At 63.0% G+C, this 17,093-nt stretch carries 20 protein-coding genes and 1 pseudogene; 7 read left to right on the top strand and 14 right to left on the bottom strand.

Going from position 1 to position 17,093, the window contains the following annotated elements; genetic code table 11:
* Positions 1-190 precede the first annotated feature (190 nt).
* A complete protein-coding gene (locus EPJ54_RS19455) occupies positions 191-634 on the top strand; it encodes a hypothetical protein (RefSeq protein WP_135213430.1) in 444 nt (147 codons plus the stop codon).
* A gap of 130 nt (positions 635-764) precedes the next feature.
* Here the strand turns inward: EPJ54_RS19455 and EPJ54_RS19450 are convergent, their stop codons facing one another.
* Positions 765-1,853 carry a GyrI-like domain-containing protein gene (locus EPJ54_RS19450; RefSeq protein WP_135213429.1) on the bottom strand — a complete coding sequence of 363 codons (1,089 nt, stop codon included), beginning with the start codon at positions 1,851-1,853 and terminating at the stop codon, positions 765-767.
* A gap of 156 nt (positions 1,854-2,009) precedes the next feature.
* Between EPJ54_RS19450 and EPJ54_RS19445 the strand changes: the two genes are divergently transcribed.
* Together EPJ54_RS19445 and EPJ54_RS19440 are read left to right on the top strand one after the other, a co-directional pair.
* Complete coding sequence (locus EPJ54_RS19445; protein WP_135213428.1) at positions 2,010-2,801, top strand: tryptophan 2,3-dioxygenase; 792 nt, start codon at positions 2,010-2,012, stop codon at positions 2,799-2,801.
* On the top strand, positions 2,798-3,964 hold the full coding sequence (locus EPJ54_RS19440; RefSeq protein WP_167755858.1) for an aminotransferase class V-fold PLP-dependent enzyme: 1,167 nt from the start codon (positions 2,798-2,800) through the stop codon (positions 3,962-3,964). Before EPJ54_RS19445 ends, EPJ54_RS19440 begins: the two co-directional genes overlap by 4 nt.
* Positions 3,965-4,134: 170 nt before the next feature.
* On the opposite strand, the gene EPJ54_RS19435 is transcribed toward EPJ54_RS19440, so the two are convergent.
* Genes EPJ54_RS19435 through EPJ54_RS19395 form a run of 9 tightly spaced genes read right to left on the bottom strand, consistent with a single transcriptional unit; the run spans position 4,135 to position 10,575 of the window.
* Complete coding sequence (locus EPJ54_RS19435) at positions 4,135-4,569, bottom strand: DUF1489 family protein (protein ID WP_135213427.1); 435 nt, start codon at positions 4,567-4,569, stop codon at positions 4,135-4,137.
* Entirely contained in the window at positions 4,566-4,976 is a 411-nt protein-coding gene (locus EPJ54_RS19430) for a hypothetical protein (protein WP_135213426.1), read from the bottom strand. The genes EPJ54_RS19435 and EPJ54_RS19430 overlap by 4 nt, the downstream gene beginning before the upstream one ends.
* Complete coding sequence (locus EPJ54_RS19425) at positions 4,957-5,604, bottom strand: FMN-binding negative transcriptional regulator (protein WP_135213425.1); 648 nt, start codon at positions 5,602-5,604, stop codon at positions 4,957-4,959. Before EPJ54_RS19425 ends, EPJ54_RS19430 begins: the two co-directional genes overlap by 20 nt.
* Positions 5,604-6,527 (bottom strand): sterol desaturase family protein, encoded by a 924-nt coding sequence (locus tag EPJ54_RS19420; RefSeq protein WP_135213424.1) that lies wholly within the window; start codon positions 6,525-6,527, stop codon positions 5,604-5,606. Before EPJ54_RS19420 ends, EPJ54_RS19425 begins: the two co-directional genes overlap by 1 nt.
* Before the next feature lies 1 nt (position 6,528).
* Positions 6,529-6,936, bottom strand: coding sequence for a hypothetical protein (locus EPJ54_RS19415; protein WP_135213423.1), 408 nt, complete (start codon positions 6,934-6,936; stop codon positions 6,529-6,531).
* 1 nt (position 6,937) lies between these two features.
* Positions 6,938-8,203 (bottom strand): DUF3667 domain-containing protein, encoded by a 1,266-nt coding sequence (locus tag EPJ54_RS19410; protein ID WP_135213422.1) that lies wholly within the window; start codon positions 8,201-8,203, stop codon positions 6,938-6,940.
* A 32-nt stretch (positions 8,204-8,235) separates the two neighbouring features.
* On the bottom strand, positions 8,236-8,616 hold the full coding sequence (locus EPJ54_RS19405; RefSeq protein ID WP_135213421.1) for a hypothetical protein: 381 nt from the start codon (positions 8,614-8,616) through the stop codon (positions 8,236-8,238).
* On the bottom strand, positions 8,613-9,410 hold the full coding sequence (locus EPJ54_RS19400; RefSeq protein WP_135213420.1) for an enoyl-CoA hydratase-related protein: 798 nt from the start codon (positions 9,408-9,410) through the stop codon (positions 8,613-8,615). Before EPJ54_RS19400 ends, EPJ54_RS19405 begins: the two co-directional genes overlap by 4 nt.
* A gap of 4 nt (positions 9,411-9,414) precedes the next feature.
* Positions 9,415-10,575 carry a toll/interleukin-1 receptor domain-containing protein gene (locus tag EPJ54_RS19395; protein WP_135213419.1) on the bottom strand — a complete coding sequence of 387 codons (1,161 nt, stop codon included), beginning with the start codon at positions 10,573-10,575 and terminating at the stop codon, positions 9,415-9,417.
* 114 nt (positions 10,576-10,689) lie between these two features.
* Between EPJ54_RS19395 and EPJ54_RS19390 the strand changes: the two genes are divergently transcribed.
* Genes EPJ54_RS19390 through EPJ54_RS19375 form a run of 4 tightly spaced genes read left to right on the top strand, consistent with a single transcriptional unit; the run spans position 10,690 to position 14,203 of the window.
* On the top strand, positions 10,690-12,486 hold the full coding sequence (locus tag EPJ54_RS19390) for a patatin-like phospholipase family protein (protein ID WP_135213418.1): 1,797 nt from the start codon (positions 10,690-10,692) through the stop codon (positions 12,484-12,486).
* 57 nt (positions 12,487-12,543) lie between these two features.
* Positions 12,544-13,101 (top strand): hypothetical protein, encoded by a 558-nt coding sequence (locus EPJ54_RS19385; protein ID WP_135213417.1) that lies wholly within the window; start codon positions 12,544-12,546, stop codon positions 13,099-13,101.
* On the top strand, positions 13,098-13,622 hold the full coding sequence (locus tag EPJ54_RS19380; RefSeq protein ID WP_135213416.1) for a hypothetical protein: 525 nt from the start codon (positions 13,098-13,100) through the stop codon (positions 13,620-13,622). Before EPJ54_RS19385 ends, EPJ54_RS19380 begins: the two co-directional genes overlap by 4 nt.
* The gene (locus tag EPJ54_RS19375; protein WP_135213415.1) at positions 13,619-14,203 is read left to right on the top strand and encodes a hypothetical protein; all 585 of its coding nucleotides are present in this window, start codon (positions 13,619-13,621) and stop codon (positions 14,201-14,203) included. Before EPJ54_RS19380 ends, EPJ54_RS19375 begins: the two co-directional genes overlap by 4 nt.
* Here EPJ54_RS19375 and EPJ54_RS19370 read toward each other — a convergent pair.
* The 4 genes and pseudogenes from EPJ54_RS19370 to EPJ54_RS19355 form a co-directional block, all read right to left on the bottom strand.
* Positions 14,200-14,661 carry a lysozyme inhibitor LprI family protein gene (locus EPJ54_RS19370; protein ID WP_167755857.1) on the bottom strand — a complete coding sequence of 154 codons (462 nt, stop codon included), beginning with the start codon at positions 14,659-14,661 and terminating at the stop codon, positions 14,200-14,202. The genes EPJ54_RS19375 and EPJ54_RS19370 overlap by 4 nt on opposite strands.
* A gap of 439 nt (positions 14,662-15,100) precedes the next feature.
* Positions 15,101-15,277 (bottom strand): annotated as a pseudogene (locus tag EPJ54_RS20490) (DUF3008 family protein); the annotation flags it as partial.
* A 116-nt stretch (positions 15,278-15,393) separates the two neighbouring features.
* Positions 15,394-16,548 (bottom strand): lysozyme, encoded by a 1,155-nt coding sequence (locus tag EPJ54_RS19360; protein ID WP_167755856.1) that lies wholly within the window; start codon positions 16,546-16,548, stop codon positions 15,394-15,396.
* Between the two features lie 144 nt (positions 16,549-16,692).
* The gene (locus EPJ54_RS19355; protein ID WP_135213411.1) at positions 16,693-17,034 is read right to left on the bottom strand and encodes a hypothetical protein; all 342 of its coding nucleotides are present in this window, start codon (positions 17,032-17,034) and stop codon (positions 16,693-16,695) included.
* Positions 17,035-17,093 lie beyond the last annotated feature (59 nt).

Here is a 17,093-nt window from a genome sequence, read left to right as displayed (position 1 = left end):
ACACGATTATCGAAGGCTTCAGCCAGTTCGTTACCTCCCTGTCTGCTCCGATCGCTTCCGGCTGGAGCATCTGCCGGGTGGGGCTTGCACCCACTGGAAAGCGCCGCCTTTGCACGGCGCACGCCGAAAGACGACATTTAGGTGTATATGAAGCGAGCGGAGAATTGGTTTGGTACACGAGAGTCTCGCCATGGACGAAGCCGCGCTTGGTGCTTTCTCCAAGCGCCTCGCTTCGGCTATTTTCGCGGCATTTCCCGGCGCCCGAGCAAGAGCGCGGATGATACGTTCAGGCGAAGCGGACGGCCTGTCACTCAGCGTGCACTTTCCATCCCCGTCGAATGACGCCGCTAGGTTCATAGAGGTTTGGGTCGATGAAGCGGCCACACCGAGCATCGGTTTCGGCCCAAGCCACACCCATTTCGGAGCAGACGAGGCCGGGATCGCGGAAACGGTCGAGCTTTGTCGCGCGATCATGAGTGACCGCGTCGTTAGCATGCAAGACGTTGGCGGTGAGCACGACGGCCATTCGGCGTGGTTGGACCTTCGCGATCCTGAACCTCGAAGAGGAACTGACGAGCCCGTACTCTCCCGGACGCGTGCGATTGAAGTCGTGGTCGGGAACGGCGGATCGTGAGGCTGGGCTCGATAGCCTCTAGTGAAAGGCTGCTACGGGCCAAGAGCGGAAATCGATGAGTTGGCTTCGACGCAAACAAAAAGGCCGCGACGCAAGTCGCGGCCTTTCCGTTTTGCGTTTTACAACGCTGTTACGGCGTGGTTGGCGCCGGCGCGGGCGTTTCAGCTGGTGCGGCCGGTGCGGGCGTGGCGCCTGGTTCGGTCGCGGCAGGCGCAGCGGTTGGCGCTTCGGCCGGTACGGCGGCCGGTTCGCTTGGCGGCGCGATACGGGTCAGGGCGGAAATGTCGCCCTGCACGACGTAATAGATTTCGCGATTGCGCGAGCCGCCAGCCTGCGTCGGGTCGTCGTGATAGACTTCAAACGTCGTCCAATCGTCGTCCGTCGTCGTCGGATCATCGAGGTGCGCGGCTGCGAGCAGCGCGTCCATCGGATTATAGACTTGCGCGAGCACGTCATCTTCCGTGCCGGTATAGACGATGCGCAGCGCTTGGCCGGCCGGCGTTTGGCCTGCCGTGCCAACTGCGAGCACGCGCGGCGGACGGCCCGTGTACGGATAGCCGATCTGATAGCAATATTGATTGGCTTCCACGCGCGGCTCGACCGCGATCGGCTCGCCAGCGACTTGCAGGTTTTGACGCTGCATGATCGGGCGGAGCGCGAGCAGGCTTTGCGCGACCACATCTTCAACCGCTTCCGCATCGGCGGGGGCGCAGTTCTGGATGTAGAAGAACGGACGCGCTTCAACGGTCACGACGTTGTAGGCGAGCCCCACGAAGCTGGCCGTCGGCAAGGCGTTGAGATCGGTTTCAACCGCGGTCGCGGCGGTGGCGATGAGCGGCGCAACGTCGCCGCCGGTGATCGCGTCAAAGCGGTTGAGCGGATTGGCGCCCAGGTCTTGCTCAAGGCGCACTTGCACCGTGGAGCCCTCGCCTTCCGGCGTCACCGTGTAAACAACGCGGCCCGTTGCGCCGTCCGCGAACGTCACAGGTGCTGTGACGACATCGCCTTCAACGCTGGCGGCTTCCGCGATGGTGACGCCTTCGGTCACAGTCGCGCCAACCGGCGTGGAGGCCAAGCGCGCGAGAACGGTCGGCGCCGGGCGATCGATTTGCAGAGTCTCAGTGCGGCTCGCCGTCTTCGGGCCGAGGAAATACGCAGCGGCGCCAATCCCCAACACGACAACGAGAATGATTAGAAGTGTGCGTCCCACAGCGGCCATAGGCCTACCCTCCTTGGCTTCTGCCCTCGATGGGCGCTTCCCTAGCAGGTCGTTAACGCTCGCCAAACCGGAAATTTGCGCCGCGCACGCTGAGGCAAGCGGTGCCGCGGTTCGTCAGATGAGCTAAGTTCGTGATTCAATGGAGGAACGCCGGCCATGAGCCAGGATATCACGTATGGCCAATATCTTGGCCTGAAAGAATTGCTGGGCGCCCAGCGGCCGCTGACCGGGGAACATGACGAGCTCTTGTTTGTCATTCTCCATCAGACGATGGAATTGTGGATGAAGCAGACGCTGCACGAGATTGCGGCGGCGCAACATGAAATCCGCGATGGCAATCTTGTGCCCGCGTACAAAAATCTCGCGCGCGTCTCGCGCATCCAAGCGGTGATGACGCAGACCTGGGACATTCTCTCCACGATGACGCCGGCGGACTATCTGAATTTTCGCGCAGCACTTGGGACGAGTTCGGGGTTTCAGTCGGCGCAATTCCGCACGCTCGAATATCGCTTGGGCATGCGCGACCCGAGTTTCTTGAAATTCCAACCCGAAGGCAGCGACGAGCGCCGCGCGATGGAAGACGCGTTCGCCGCGCCGAGTTTGTATGATGATGTGTTGGCGCAGCTGGCCAAGGCGGGGTTCGATATTCCGAAGGGCGCATATGAGCGGCCGGAGGGTACGCCTTATGTTGAAAGCGAAGCTGTCGAGGCGGCGTGGCTCACCGTGTATCGCGACGTCGAGACATATTGGCCGTTCTATCAGTTGGCGGAGAAGCTGATTGATCTGGACGATGCGCTGCTGGTGTGGCGTCACAAGCATGTGGTCACGGTGGAGCGCATCATTGGCCGCAAGCGCGGTACAGGCGGCACCGATGGCGTGAGCTATCTGCAGCAGACGCTGACGCGGCGCGCGTTTCCGGAGATCTGGTCGCTGCGGACGAAGCTATGAAGAGCTACAAGCACCTCTTCTCGCGCGCGCTGGCGGCGGCGCCCGAGCGTTTGCACTTTGCGGCGCACTCGCATCATTTGTGGCCGGATGCTTCGTATGCGGGGCATTTGGCGGCGTGGGAGGATGCGGCGAGCTTGGCCGACAAGAAGTGGGACAAGGTGTTCGGCGAAGTGATGCCGCGCGCGCAGGCGAACATCGCGATGGAGCTGAAGCTCCCCGATCCGCGCACGATTGCGTTTGCGCCAAACACGCACGAATTCATCGAGCGGATTTTCTCGGCGCGAAAGCCGGGCGTGCTCGATGTGCTAACGACGGACGGTGAGTTTCACTCGTTCCGCCGCCAAAGCGCGCGATGGGAAGAAGAAGGCCGCGTTACGCTGCGTGTGGTGCCGTGCGAGCCGTATGAGACGTTCACGGAGCGCTACGTCGCGGCGATGCGCGAGAAGGCGCCGGATATCGCTTTTCTCTCGCACGTGATGTTCAAGAGCGGGTTGCGCTTCGATGGGATCGAAGAGATCGCCAGCTTTGCGACGCCGGGCGAGACTTGGGTCGTGCTTGATCTCTATCATTCGTTCATGGCGTTGCCGTGCGATTTCTCGCGCGTCGCCGATCGCGTGTTTCTGCTGGGCGGCGGCTACAAATACGCGATCGCTGGCGAAGGCGCAGGCTTCCTGCACGCGCCGCACGGCTTTGCGCCCCGCCCTGCTTATACCGGGTGGTTCGCGGATTTCGGCGCGATCGAAGCCAAGCAAGGCGAGATTGGATACACGACGGACGGCGGGCGCTTCTTGGGCGCGACGTACGACCCGACGGGGCTCTATCGCTTTAACGCCGTGCAGGAGATGTTGTTCGACGAAGATATCGACACGACGAAGATCGCCACGCGCTTAGGCACACTCCGCACGATGATGGAAGAAGCGATTGGCTCGGGCGAAGCAGGTGTGTTGCGTAAGGCGGAATTGTTGCGGCCGAATGCGAGCGGGTATCAGGCACGTTTCCTGTGCTTGCGTCATCCGAACGCCACGGAATGGAAAGCGAAGCTGATGGCGGCGAACATCATCACGGATGCGCGCGATGATGTGCTTCGCATTGGTTTTGGGCTTTATCACGATGTCGCGGACGTGACGGCGTTTTGCGCGGGCGTGAAGAAAATTCTCGGGTAGTCCCTTCTCCCCCGCGAGGGGGAGAAGGTGGTCGCGAAGCGATCGGATGAGGGGGCGTCCGTCCGGTTGCGCGTGGTCGTTGACGCCGCGCTTTGTTCTGAACCACGCCCCTCACCCGTTCGAACAAGTTCGGACGACCTCTCCCCCTCGCGGGGTAGAGGTGGCGCTGATCACCAAGCCCCCAGCTCCACCAATTGCCGGCGCAGATGCTCGGGTAGATCGGCGCCGCCTTGGGCTTCGCCGAGATCGGCGGGGGCGTCTTTGGGGTCGAGATAGCGCCAGCCTTGGAAGGCGCGGCGCGGTTGCGGCACGGTGCGCTGCAGGTGCGCGTCGAGATAGAGGCCGCAGCGTTGGCCGTGATCGTCGGTGACGTCATCGATGGCGATGATGCGCTGGCGCACGGCGACAACGCCTTTGATCACCCAATAGAGTGAGCCCCCGGCGAGCACGTCTTGCACGCGCTTCGGCCACATGCGCGTGCCGCAGACGGGCGCGGTAATTTTGCGCTTCTCTTTCTTGGCGCGCTTGATCTGGCCGATCTGCCATTCGGCGAGATCCTCGACGCTATCGGCGCCGACGCAGAGTTTTACGATGTGGAGAGTCATTGTGCGAAATGGATCGTTTCGCCGCGACGGCCATCTTCATCTCCGCAGGACAGGCATTTCAAAAGTCCTGTCATGGCGCCCCGATGAACAGCTTTCACGAGCGGCAAACCAAGCACATCTCCAAGGTTCACACTCTTGCGTCTCTGTTGGCCCCACAACATGGGCTCATCGCAGATATCGCAAAGCTTGGTGTTCAATAAATGGTCAGCGGCACGCCCGGTTCCCAGCAACAGAATTCCTGGCGCACCAATAGTCCATGGCAAGGTGTGAGATAGCCCGAAAAGCAAAACACCCGCGCAAGCCAACAAAAGCAGCGCGCCCAAGAGCGTTCCATATAGCGACAGCCAGAAAGTGATGCGCACACCTGTATCTTGGCTCGGGTTGTGATCAGTTTCCATCAGGCTCATCGTTAAGCGCACGCTCAGCGTGCATCAGTTCGCCGACTTCGCGCTCTAGCGTATCAGCGCTTACCGCGAGACCTTCAGCGACGCCGATGAAATCGGCGGCGCTCTTGTTTTGTGAGAGTTTGCGTTTGGCTTCGATGCGGTCGACGTGGAGCGTCACGCCGACGATGCCGCGCATGAGTGCGTCGATGTAGGCGCGTGGCGCGTCGCCGACGGCCCAGGGTTCGGCGCGCGCGCGTTCGTGGAAATCGGAGAGATCGCTGACGACCTGCAACAAGCGCGCCGCATCGTCGAACCATTCGACGCGGCCGCTTAAGTGCACGGCCTCGTAATTCCAGGTCGGCACGGTTTTGCCGTGCTCGGCTTTGGATGGATAATAGCTTGGCGAGACGTAGGCTTCGGGGCCGTTGAGCACGAGCAGGCCACGCCCCTCGCCCAGCTTCCAATGCGGATTGGCGCGGGCGATGTGGCCAGAGATCGTGCGCGTCTCGGCATTCCACAGCACGGGCAGATGCGTGGCGATGGGCGTGGCGTCCGCATCGACGCTGACCAGCACGCCGGCCCACCGGCGCGCGAGGCGTTGGATCAGCGCATCCGCGTCCGCGGTGGCGAAATGCGCCGGGACGTACATTATTCAGCCGCGATCGCCGACGTTTGTTGCTGCTGACGCTCAGCCCAAGCTTGTTTGATCGACGCGCTGGTTTTGCGAGAGCCGTCGGGGCTCCAGCCGGGCGGCCCGAATGTGTAGCCGAGCACTTCGCGGAAGCTCTTCGCATTCTTCACATCGCGGAACATGCCGCCCCATTCGTGGAAGGCGACGCGGAACGGATTGAAGGTGCCGAGCTGGCTGACGATGCCGTAATGGATCTTCTCTTTGTCGTCTTCTGGGATGAAGGTGCCGAACAGGCGATCCCAGATGATCAGCACGCCGGCGTAATTCGCATCGAGATATTTCGGATTGGTCGCGTGATGGACGCGATGATGCGAGGGCGTGTTCAACACCCACTCGAGCGGCCCCATCCGGCCGATCGTCTCGGTGTGAATCCAGAATTGGTAGACCAAGCTGAAGCCGGAGAACATCAGCACCATGAGCGGCGGAAAACCGATCAACGGCAGGGGCAGATGGAAGATGAAGCAGAAGCCCAGCGTGCCGGTCCAGCTTTGGCGTAGCGCCGTGGTGAGATTGTAGTGCTGCGAACTGTGATGGACGACATGGCTCGCCCAGAAGAAGCGGCGCTCGTGCGCGATGCGGTGAAACCAATAATAGGCGAGGTCTTCGGCGAAGAAGCAGGCGACGAGGACCGGCACGGTCCAGCCGAGATCGAACAGCCGGAATTGATAGACCCCGAAATACGCCAGGACGACGAAGCCGCCGAACAGGATGCCAAACACGCGGTTGCCAAAGCCCATCATTAAGCTGGTCGCGGAATCAGCAGCGTCATAGCGGCCCTTCTTCGTGATCTTGACGACGACCATTTCGATCAGGATCAGCAGCACGAACGCGGGCACCGCGAAGGTGATGATCAATGAAGGATCGATAGGCGCTTCGGGCACTTCAGGTTCCTCCGGACGCCAGCTCCGCGAGCCAGGCGGGCTGATCTTCGAGACGCATATGTAAGGGCGGATAGCCGATATCGGCAAATGTCAGGTCCAGCTTGTCGGGGCGCAGCCGCAAGCGCACAGCGCTGGGGGCGACGATGCGGATGCTGGTGTCGAGCCCCATGACGCGGACGACCATGAGCTTGCCGTCCGTCAGCTTGGCGAGCGCGCGGCGTTTGTTGGGGGCGATGACCAAATCCTGCACCCACGCCCCTTCCGCGTTGGCGAGGCGCCTCAACTCGTCTTCGTCCAGGCGCGCGGCGATGCGAAAGCCGAGCAAGGCGGCTACGCCCACCATCAGCAGAATCACCGCCGCTGAGCCGAGCAATTCGAGAATAACGGGATCGGCGAGATACTTTTCCACGTCAGTTCGCCAAGCCAAGTACGATGATGAGGATCAGGAAGATCGTCGCGATGATGGTGGCGAAGATCAGCATGAAGAAGGTACGCCAAAGTGCGGACCACCAGCCGAGTGCGTAAGCGCCCTTCAAATGGAAGAAGGTGTGTACGGGTAAGCCCACCATGATGAGCCAACCTGGCAGCCAACTCGTCCAAGGATGCTGCGTCGAGAGCACGACGCCGACAAAGAGTAACGACGCGAACGAGAGCGCGTAGAGCGCATAGACGACGTGATCGTATAGCGTCAGCCCGCGCTTCCACAGGAAGAGCAAGGCAATAAAGGGCAAGGAGAGCGGCGCCAGCAGGAACGAAAATTTGTAGGCAGCTTGCTGGATTTTATAGAGCGCGAGATCCGGGTTCTCGAATTTGCGGCGGATCTTTTCGTTGAAGCTGTCCCAGCCGTCGACAACGACGAAATTGTCGCTTTGCGCGATGTCGCGGGCGCGATCTTGCCACGTGCCGTTGGCATCGAGCGTCACGGGCTCGCCGTCGACGCGGACTTCGACGGGCTCCGTAACCTCTGGCGGCGCTTCGGGGCTGACGCTGATTTGCGGGCCCGACGCTGGCGCGGGCGATGGTTCGGCGGCTGGCGCACTTTCTGCGGTGGGCGGCGCTTCGGGCGTGGTCGCCGCAGGCGTCTCCTCTGCGAGCGCGCGCTCAAGGCGTCGCACCTCAGCCTCGAGCGCCGAGACGACGTTCTCTGTGACGCCGAGTTCGATGCCGCCCGCTTCTGATCCGCTAGCGCGCAATTCCGCAAGACCTGCGCGCGCTTCGGCGAGATTTTCACGCGCGGTCGCGAGCTCTTCCACCGTCGCTACGCTTTGCGGCGCAGCGGCGTAGTCTTCTTCGTTGTGCGGCATGAACGCGAACACGAAGAACATGAAGAAAATCGTGAACAGGAAGAGCGCGAGCGGCGAGATGTAGCGCGCGCGTTTGCCGTGCACGTAATTGCGGGTGAGCGTGCCGGGGCGGAAGATCACCATCGGCAGCGTGCGCCATGCCTTCGTATCGAAGTGCAGGATGCCGTGCAGAAATTCTTCGAAGACGTGCACGAGGCTGCGGTGCGGGTGCGAGGCCTGACCGCATTGGGCGCAGTACGGCCCGGTGATCGCCGCGCCGCAATTCAGGCATTTGCCGTCATGGGCGCCACCGTGGGACTCACGCCCCTCGATCGCGCCCGCCGCCAATCCCGCCGTCGCTAAGGCGCCAGCCGCTTCAAGTTCCCCGCTCATGAGTCAAACTCTCGGACGCTCGCGTGGGCCGATCAAGCCCGCGCGTCGCGCCGGGAGGGGCCTTCTGCGCCGGTTTCGCCTTCAAGGCGCGGCAGGAAGCGGAGATCGGTGCGCGCCACGGCCGCCGGCGCCCGCTTGGGCGCCGCGCACGGCGGGCATTTCTTAGCGTCGGCGGTGATCGCTTGCAGGCCTTCCTCCTGCAGCGCGAGGGCGGCCAAGCCTTCCGCCTCCTCGATCGTATAGGCCCAGACGAAGACGGCGGTGACGGCCGTATCGAATTTGCGCGGCCATTTGCGCATGGAGCGGTCGAGCTTCGCTTCCACGACGACGCGCCAGAACGGCATGCGCCCGCGCACCAGCTTTACGCGGTGCAGGAAGGCCCAGAACCGGCTCGCGCCGCGCTTCAGCTTCACGAATTCCACTCCGGCTTGCGCTTCTCCAGGAACGCCGCGAGGCCCTCCTTGCCCTCGGCCGAGGAGCGGCGCGCAGCGATGCGCCGGGCGGTCTCTTTGGCGAGGCTGTCGTCAATCTTATGGCCGGCGACATAGCGCACCAGCGCTTTCGCGTCGTTGACGGCGCCGGGCGCCGCCGCGAGCGAAAGATTGGTCAAATGCGCCATCATCGCGTCCAAGCCCGCTGCATCTTCGACGGCGTATTGCACCAGGCCGATCTTCTCGGCGAAGGCGGCGTCGAAGGTTTCCGCGGTCGCGAACAGCGCTTTGGACCAGCGCGGCCCGATCGCTTCGACAACGTAAGGGGAAATGGTGGCCGGGATGAGGCCGAGCTTCACTTCGCTGAAGGCGAATTTGGTGGTCTTGATCGCCACCGCGACATCGCACGCCGCAACGAGCCCCGCGCCCCCGCCCATCGCTGCACCATGCACGAGGGCTACCGTGAGCTGTGGCAGATCGTGCAGGCTGTGCAGCATGCGCGCGAGCAATAGTGCGTCGGTTTCATTGCCGAGTTCCGTGAGCTCTGCGGCGCGGCGCATCCATTCGAGATCGGCGCCGGCGCAGAAGCTTTGCCCTGCCCCGCGCAAGAACACGATGCGGACGTGATCGGCGCCCTTCAATGTTTCGAACGTGTCGGCGAGGCCCGCGATCAGCAATTCGTCAAACGCGTTGCGCTTTTCGGGTCGGTTCAATGTGACGACGGCGACGCCGTTGCGCGAGACATCGAGAAGAACTGGGGCGGGATCGGTCGACATGGATTTATCCTAGCACGCGCATGAACGCCGCAGGGCGCTCGGCTTCGGGTGTTTCAAACAATTTGAGCGCCTGCACGCCGGCAAAGAAATATTCGAAATCCTCGGGCGGTTCGGCCTGTTCGATGAAGACGGGTACAAGTTTCTTCGAATAGCGATCTGCCAGATAAATCTCGCGCTTCACATGATCGCTCTCAAAAGCGGCTTTTGAGCACATCACGACCACGCCGCCGGCGCTGCGAATGGCGCGCACGATCTCGCCGGCCCAACCGTCGCCGGCACTGACGCCGCCCTGCTGATCGACCCAGAATTTGCGCCCGGCTTTGGTAGCGCCGTCGATGACGGGCAGCACATCGTCCTGATTGGCGCGCGCGTACGAGACGAAGACGGTGTCGGTTTGCTTTGGCGGCGGTGCGCTCGCGGGCGATTGCTCCGCGTCCGATATTGGCGCTTCGCCGCGCGTTAGAGGGCTGCGCACCAGTTTCGCGATGCTGGTGACGATCACGGCGAGCATCAGCAGATTGGCGCCGACGAATACCCATTCGGTGACGCCGCCGGGCAGGCCGTTGCGCATGCCATAGCCGTCGATGCCTTGGCGCAGTTCGGTCAAGCCGCCAGGCGTTGGGCCGATGCGGTTGGTGAGCCAGATCGCGCCACTGACCGCGAGCGCCCAAAGGCCCGGAATGAGCAACACAAGCCGCAACCACCAATTGGGACGGCCCTCATCATCATCGTCGGTGCGTAGTTTTGATCGGACGCGGCCGGCGACGCCGCCTTCGCTCGCGGGCGGCGCGGGCAGCGAGGCGCGAATTTTCTCGCGGATGGCGTCGGCGACTTCGTTCCATTTGAATTCGCGTTGCGCTTCGAAGCTCGCATCGATCGCCGGCAGATCGCGCAGGCCGACAGGCGCGATGCCGTGATCGAGCTTCACCAGAATAAGGCGGCCGTCGGCCCAGGCGTCGAGCGCGCGTTGTTCGAGGCGAAGGCGGGCCGTGGCGAAGAGAAGCGCTTGCGACACCAGAAGCACAAACACGTCGCTCGCCTGGATCGGGCGCATGGCGACCTGGCCGTCGTCCAGTTCGACAAACTGGCCGCGCCGCTCGATGACCTTCTCAAGCGCCTCCGCAGCGTCGCGGTCGGCCGGGGCGTGGGCGAGATAGACGGTCATGGCGCGGTCTTAGCAATGCCGGCCGGGCGGGGAAACCGCCGCCGGCCGCGCCCCTAACAGCCGCTCTCATTGCGCCTTAACAATCGAGGCCTATCCTGGGTTCAAAGGCCCCAAATGAAGCCCTCACTGTCCGAAATCCCGTTCCTGGCCGACGCCCCAGCCGATGTGCTGGCGGCAATGGACGCCGTTTCGGACTGGTTTTCGATCCCATCCGGCTGGGCGCTGATCAATGCCGGGGAGCCGCCCGAGGGGGTCTATTTCCTGGTTTCGGGGTCGCTGGCGGCGTTCAAGCCCACCGACAAGGGCGGCTACAACCTGCTCGGGTACATCCGCCACGGCGAGCCGATCGGCGAAATGGCGATGATCGCCCAGGAGCCGCATTCGGGCTCCGTGTTCGCCATGCGCGACAGCGAAATTCTGCGCCTGCCGCCCGCGGCGTTCGATCTTCTGGTGCACGCCCACCCCGCCATGATGGAGCGGATGGCGAAGATCATGCTGACGCGGGCGCGCGCCACCAATCGCAGCAACCCGCGCGCCGAGTCCAAGGTTTATGCGTTCGTCTCGACTTCACCGACGATCGATCTGAAACTGCGCGCGAAAACTTTGCAGGATGCATTGAAGCGTTTGGGCGCGCGCGCGGCGATCGTGACGGAAGATGATTTCCGCGCCTTCAGCGGCGAAGGCATGAACAGCGCGTGGTTCGATACGCTCGAACGCAAGAATGACGCTGTATTTTTGCTGACGCCGATCGCGGACACGCCTTGGTTCCGCACCTGTTTGCGCCAAGCGGATCGTATCTGGTTTTTCGCGCGCGCCGATGCGCGGCCTTCGATTCCGCTGCTGCCGCCGGAAGACCCCTCTCCTGCGCGCCAATTCCGCCTGATCGACGTGATCTTGCTGCATCACGGCATGGATCGGGTCGCGGCGACCACGAACGAATGGCGCAATGCGTGCGAAGCGTCGCGCCTTTTCCATTGGCGTGGGCTTGAAGACGAAGACGCCGCGCGCTTGGCGCGGATCATTGCGCGACGCTCGATCGGGCTTGTGCTAAGCGGCGGCGGCGCACGCGCTTATGCGCATATCGGCGTGGTGCGCGCGTTGCGCGAAGCTGGGCTTCCGTTCGACGTTGTCGGCGGCACCTCCATGGGCGCGATCATCGCAGCGTGTGTGGCGATGGGCTGGGACAATGACGAGATCGAGCTGCGCATCCGCAAGGCCTTCGTCGAAAGCAATCCGCTGGGCGATTACATGCTGCCCGTTGTCGGCCTCGTGCGCGGACGGCGCGTCGAAGATCGGCTGCGCGAGCATTTCGGCGAAGCGTTGATCGAAGATCTGGGCATCCCGTTCTTTGCCGTGTCCACCGATCTTGTCGCGGGTGACGTGCGCATCCATCGCGGCGGGCTGTTGCGTAAAGCATTGCGCGCTTCGATTTCGCTGCCTGGCATTTTGCCGCCGGTGCTCGATGGCGACAAAGGTCTGCTGGTTGACGGCGCGGTGTTGAAGAATTTCCCGGTCGACGTCTTGCGCGATTTGCATCGCGGGCCGATCATTGGTGTTGATGTGGCGCGCCGCGACGGTATCGACCCGGAAGATTTCCGCGATCCGCCCGGCTTCTTCGGCTGGGTCGCGGCACACGGCTTTCAATCGCCGCCGCCGATTGCGTCACTGCTGATGCGTTCAGCCACGCTTGCAGTGGACCCTTGGGAAGGTCGTTCTGGCGCGGATCTGCTGATCGCGCCAGAAATGGGCGACATGGATATGCGCGATTGGAAGCGCTTCGATGACATCGTCGCCGGCGGCTATGAAGCGGCGGTTGCCGCATTGCAGCGGCCGCACGGCCTGTTCCAATCCCCTGCGGAAGACATGATCGGCGATATGGCCAGCCATCTGCCGCTTGAGGCGGCGGAATAGGCTGACGTTCCGATTTGTGGTGGCTATGGTCGCACCTTCGAATCTTCGAGGGGCTCCATGCGCCGTCTTCTTCTTGGCCTCGCCGCACTCGCGCTCAGCGCGTGTGGAGAGCCCGCTTCCACTTCACAATCGGCGTGCGCGTTTTCCGCGACGCATGATGTCGCGTGGACGAACGAGACGCCGGACGTTGTGACGACAAGCGCGTCTGGGCCCTCTTGTGCGCAGGCTGTGGTGCAATTGGTCGTGCGCAATAGCGCGGGCGATCCGCTGTGGGCGGTTGCATCCACCTATTACGACATGAGCCAAGGCGGCATTCCGCCGGAAGGCGCGGCGCCGGTTACAAACGAGCAGATGGCCACGTTTCTCGCCGGCTGGGCCGATGTGACCGAAATGCGGTCTGGCGAGTTACCTGAATGGCGTGAAGGCGTGGCGACGCTGACGGAGAGCGCGACGACATTCGCTTACGACACGCCGTTTGATCGCGAGACTTATGAAATGCTGCGTGCGCGGAACTTGGCTATGATTTGCTACGCGGCGTCGGTTGAAGCGTCGCAATGCTTGATCATCGATCCGGCATCGCATGCGCCGACGATGATTGTGGCGTACGGACCGTGATGCGTTTTCTCGTTGTTGCGTGCGCCTTGTTTGCGGCCGCGTGCGTGCCGCGCGGCGATGCTGCGCGCTGCGATCTCTTGGCCACGCACGAGGTCGCGTTCACGGCGCCGGATGCGACGGACACGATCACAGCGCAAACCATCGGCCCCTCCTGCGACAGAGCGATCGGGCTCTATGTCATTCGCGATAGCCAAGGCTTTCCGATCTGGTCCTGGAGCGCACCGCTGACGCATCGCTTCGGAGAAGTGTTCGGGGCGGAAGACACTGAGCACGTGCAGAATTTCGTGGATCGCTGGGCGCAAGCAAGCCTCTCCACAACGCAAGCGGCGCCCGCGTTCGACGCCTTGGCGCAAGGCGCCAGCACGCTAGATCAACTCACATACGGGGACATACGCGCGCGCGACTTGCCGATGTTGTGCCATTATTCGGGCACAGGAACCGAGGTTTGCATTTTCTGGGAACCTGCGGCCGGCGGCGCCGGACTTCTGTTGGAACGAGACGTGGTCGAGGAGGCTCAATGATCAAGCGTGCTGGCTTTGCGGTATTGGCTTTGGCGCTCGCGGCGTGCTCGCCGCCACAAGCGCCCGCTGAAACGGCCGAGGCGCCAGCCGCAACATTGCCGCCGCCGGTTACGGGCTGCAACGCCAACACCTCGCGCGATTGGTCGGCGGTCGGCAGTCAATATTATATCATTGAAGCCGAGCTCGTGGGCGATGCCTGCCAGGATGCTGTGGCGACGATCCGCATCAAGGCGCGCGAAGGCGATGCTGTGTTGCTGGAGCAAAGCTATCCGATCGCGCAGGTGCCGCTGGCGTTCAATCCGAACGGCGATCGCGTGAGTTTGAGCAGCGATCTCGAAGCGTGGATCCAAAACACAGCGGAAGTGCAGACTGCGGATTGGCTGCCGGCTTGGCCGTCGGGCGCGCAACGCCCGCCGGGTTTTCAGCCGGCGGCTGGGATTACGCGTCAGCGCTATGAGGGCGTGCGCGGCGCGCAAGGGCCGCTCTTCTGCTATCCGGATGGCGGCGAGAGCAATTCGTGCATTGCGATGGCCGGCGACACGGCGACGTTGCTCGGTTCGCTGACGCCAGAACGCCCCTAACGAGGCGCGAGCATAAGCTCGATCGTGCGCTGCGCGCGGAGGCGTGCGGCGCACATGACGCGTTCGACTTGCTCGCCTGAGCCGCCGCCCTCTTCCCAGGCCCAGTACTCACATTCGGCGTCAGCCCATGCCGCCCATGTCGTGTTGGCGCGCTTCAGGCGGCTGGGATCGCGATAGGGTGCGCGCTCGGTGAGCGCTGTGGTCGCTTCATTGATCAGCGCGTCCCAGGTCTCCGCTTCGGCGTTCCAGCACAGCGCTTCGGACATCGTGCCGGGGCCTTCGGCAATGATGCAGGGCCGCGCTTCAGCGCCGATGCATTGCGCTAACGCTTCGCGTGTCGCGTCTGGCGCAGCAACGCAGGCGCGCAACACTTCCGGATGCGTTTCCATTGTGTCCGCCGCCACTGGTGTGGTGCTCGCTGCGATGATCAGCGCAAGCGCACCAAGCCATTGCCGCATTTTCGCCTCCCCGCGTTGTTGCGCACGCACATTACGCCAGATGCAGCGCGTTTGAGCCATGACGCTTTTCACGGGCCGTTGCGGCGCCTATCTTACTGGCTCCGGCGCTTCGCCGGGGTGTTTAGGAAAGGAGGTGATCCATGTCTCATTGTCACTCTGTAGGGGCATTGTCGCAGGCTTGGACCACCTCGAGCGCAGGCTCGATTGGGGGACGCGCCTAATCTTTGCCCCGCTCTAGGGACAGACAATGGACGGGCCGCATCGGGAACCGATGCGGCCCGTTTTGCGTCTAGCGCGCCTTTGATTTCCTGGCGGCTCGCGTCTTGGCCGCCTTCTTGGCGGCGGTCTTGCGCTTGGCGGTGTTCTTGGCGCGGCTCGCAGCGGCCTTCTTCGCAGCCTTCTTGCGCGCGGCTTTCTTGGCCGGGATCGGGCTGCCTTCGACGTAGTTCGGTTTGCCTTTCCGCTTGGCGGACGCGAATTCGTCGAGCTGCTTTTCGCTCATGGACTCGTACATCTGCTTTGACGCGCCTTTGAGGTCGCTCTTCTTGGCGTCGCCGCGTTTGGCCGCGAGGGCGGCGCCGGCGGCTTTCTGTTGAGCTTTCGACTTGGCGGGCATGGGACTTCCTCTCTCGCCCCTTCTCCACAATGCGAAAGCCGCGCGGCGCGTTCCACACAAAGAAAAGGGCGGGATTGCTCCCGCCCTTTGAGTGTCACCAGCGTAAACAAAAATGATCAGACTTCGACGGCCTGCGGCTTCGGCGAACGCCAGATGGCGTAGGCGGCGAGAAGCGTTGCGGCGAGGCCGGGCGTCGCAAGCGCGATGGCGCCAGCAACGTCAACGAAATCGGCAGGGCCGTTGAAGAGCATCGTGCTCGAAATGGCGATGAGGCCCAGACCAACCAGCAACAACGCGGCGAGCGCGAAGCTGTCGGCTGTGCGCGTGAGATCCGGCCACGCGAATTTGAAGCTGCGGGCAAACCCGATCTGACGCGCGACCGGCTTGGCGTGCGCGGTGACGATCTCGGCTTCGTCGTCGGCGAAATCTTCGACGACAACTTGCGTCAGCAACAAAACATCGGCGGTGGCGGGTTCGGACATAAGGATCCTCGTGATGACTTGGCCGTCATTGGGTTTCTGCTGCAGCGCCAATTGGGCGTCGGCAAAGGCGATGGCGCGCGCTTGTGCCTCCGCTTCAGCGCGGGCCGCGGCTTCGGCGCGTTCTTGCGCATCGATGAGCGCTTGGGCTTCGGCCGCGCGCGCCGCTTCAGCAGCGGCGACTTCGGCGGCGACCTTGGCTTCGATGGCTTCCAGATCAATCACAGGCGTGACAATCGCACTCTCAAGCTTCGGCGCTTCGGTGTATTCGAGCGGGGCGCCGAGGACGGCGGCGGCGTAATCGAGTTGCGGGCGCAGCAAGGCTGACGGCGCCGCCTCGACAGGCAATTCCTTCAAGAAGAGCGCCTTCTCGGCGGCGCGGCGGCGCACCAGAGCTTGGCTGACGACGATGTCGCCATTCACTTCAGATTTGCGCCAAGCTTCCATCGCGGACGCCGCCGCGAGGAACGCGCCTTGATTGACGCGGCGCAGCACTTGGCTTTTCGCGAACGCTTCGGCGCCAATCGAGAAAGCGAAAGAAACCAGCGCATCGAATTGGGATTGCGTGATCGGCGTGGTGACTTCCTTGTTCACCATCTGAATGAGCGGCACGAGATCGCGCGCCAGAAGATCAACGGCGTCGCCTTGGCTCACTTTGGCGCCCGGATGGCGCTCGCGCACATGATTATAGCCAACGACCCACTTGCCATCCGGCAAAGCGGCGGGATCGGCGCGGAAGCCTTCAAATTCCTGGATCAGCGCCAGGCCGGCGAGAGAAATGGACGTGGTCACGGGGCTGGTCTTTCGCGTTTTTCTTGGCCGCGCGTGCCGTTCTGATGCGAACGGACGCGAGCTTTCGCCAAAAGACGCAAACACGGCGCCACGCGCGCACGTACTGGGTGAATTTTCGTTAGGTATGTCGGGTGGCGCGCGCGCTCAGAGTCGCAGCACCAGGCCTTTCCAGTCCTGCGGCTCGGGCGTCGCGCGCAGCGCGATGCTAACGCCTTCCTTCGTGTGCTCGATGTGAGCGACATCCGCCAAGGCGTGAGAAGGCGAAAGCCAGCCGGTGTGCAACCTGCCGCGCCAAACTCCGCGCCCTGGAACCACGATGGCAAACACAACGAGCGCGACGGTGAACGCCATTATTGCGGCGAGCACTTTTGCGAATGCGTTCGACGCCACGACAGCGCCAAGCGCCAGCGGACCAATCGCGAGCATCCCGGCGAGCACGGCGCCGAGAATGGTCGCCAGCGGCGCAAACATCATCCAGGCCTTCATGCACTCACCCTGCCGGCCCCTAATACGACGGGCGGAGGGGCAAATCAAAATTCGAGCGC

Origin of the sequence: Vitreimonas flagellata (assembly GCF_004634425.1) — a bacterium.
Taxonomy (GTDB): domain Bacteria; phylum Pseudomonadota; class Alphaproteobacteria; order Caulobacterales; family Aquidulcibacteraceae; genus Vitreimonas; species Vitreimonas flagellata.
This window is presented reverse-complemented; position numbering and strand designations above follow the sequence as displayed.

Bases quoted from the DNA above. Each gene is read 5' to 3' on its own strand.
- EPJ54_RS19455 (WP_135213430.1), top strand. From the start codon at position 191: ATGGACGAAGCCGCGCTTGGTGCTTTCTCCAAGCGCCTCGCTTCGGCT.
- EPJ54_RS19450 (WP_135213429.1), bottom strand. From the start codon at position 1,853: ATGGCCGCTGTGGGACGCACACTTCTAATCATTCTCGTTGTCGTGTTG.
- EPJ54_RS19445 (WP_135213428.1), top strand. From the start codon at position 2,010: ATGAGCCAGGATATCACGTATGGCCAATATCTTGGCCTGAAAGAATTG.
- EPJ54_RS19440 (WP_167755858.1), top strand. From the start codon at position 2,798: ATGAAGAGCTACAAGCACCTCTTCTCGCGCGCGCTGGCGGCGGCGCCC.
- EPJ54_RS19435 (WP_135213427.1), bottom strand. From the start codon at position 4,569: ATGACTCTCCACATCGTAAAACTCTGCGTCGGCGCCGATAGCGTCGAG.
- EPJ54_RS19430 (WP_135213426.1), bottom strand. From the start codon at position 4,976: ATGAGCCTGATGGAAACTGATCACAACCCGAGCCAAGATACAGGTGTG.
- EPJ54_RS19425 (WP_135213425.1), bottom strand. From the start codon at position 5,604: ATGTACGTCCCGGCGCATTTCGCCACCGCGGACGCGGATGCGCTGATC.
- EPJ54_RS19410 (WP_135213422.1), bottom strand. From the start codon at position 8,203: ATGAGCGGGGAACTTGAAGCGGCTGGCGCCTTAGCGACGGCGGGATTG.
- EPJ54_RS19400 (WP_135213420.1), bottom strand. From the start codon at position 9,410: ATGTCGACCGATCCCGCCCCAGTTCTTCTCGATGTCTCGCGCAACGGC.
- EPJ54_RS19395 (WP_135213419.1), bottom strand. From the start codon at position 10,575: ATGACCGTCTATCTCGCCCACGCCCCGGCCGACCGCGACGCTGCGGAG.
- EPJ54_RS19390 (WP_135213418.1), top strand. From the start codon at position 10,690: ATGAAGCCCTCACTGTCCGAAATCCCGTTCCTGGCCGACGCCCCAGCC.
- EPJ54_RS19385 (WP_135213417.1), top strand. From the start codon at position 12,544: ATGCGCCGTCTTCTTCTTGGCCTCGCCGCACTCGCGCTCAGCGCGTGT.
- EPJ54_RS19375 (WP_135213415.1), top strand. From the start codon at position 13,619: ATGATCAAGCGTGCTGGCTTTGCGGTATTGGCTTTGGCGCTCGCGGCG.
- EPJ54_RS19370 (WP_167755857.1), bottom strand. From the start codon at position 14,661: ATGCGGCAATGGCTTGGTGCGCTTGCGCTGATCATCGCAGCGAGCACC.
- EPJ54_RS19355 (WP_135213411.1), bottom strand. From the start codon at position 17,034: ATGAAGGCCTGGATGATGTTTGCGCCGCTGGCGACCATTCTCGGCGCC.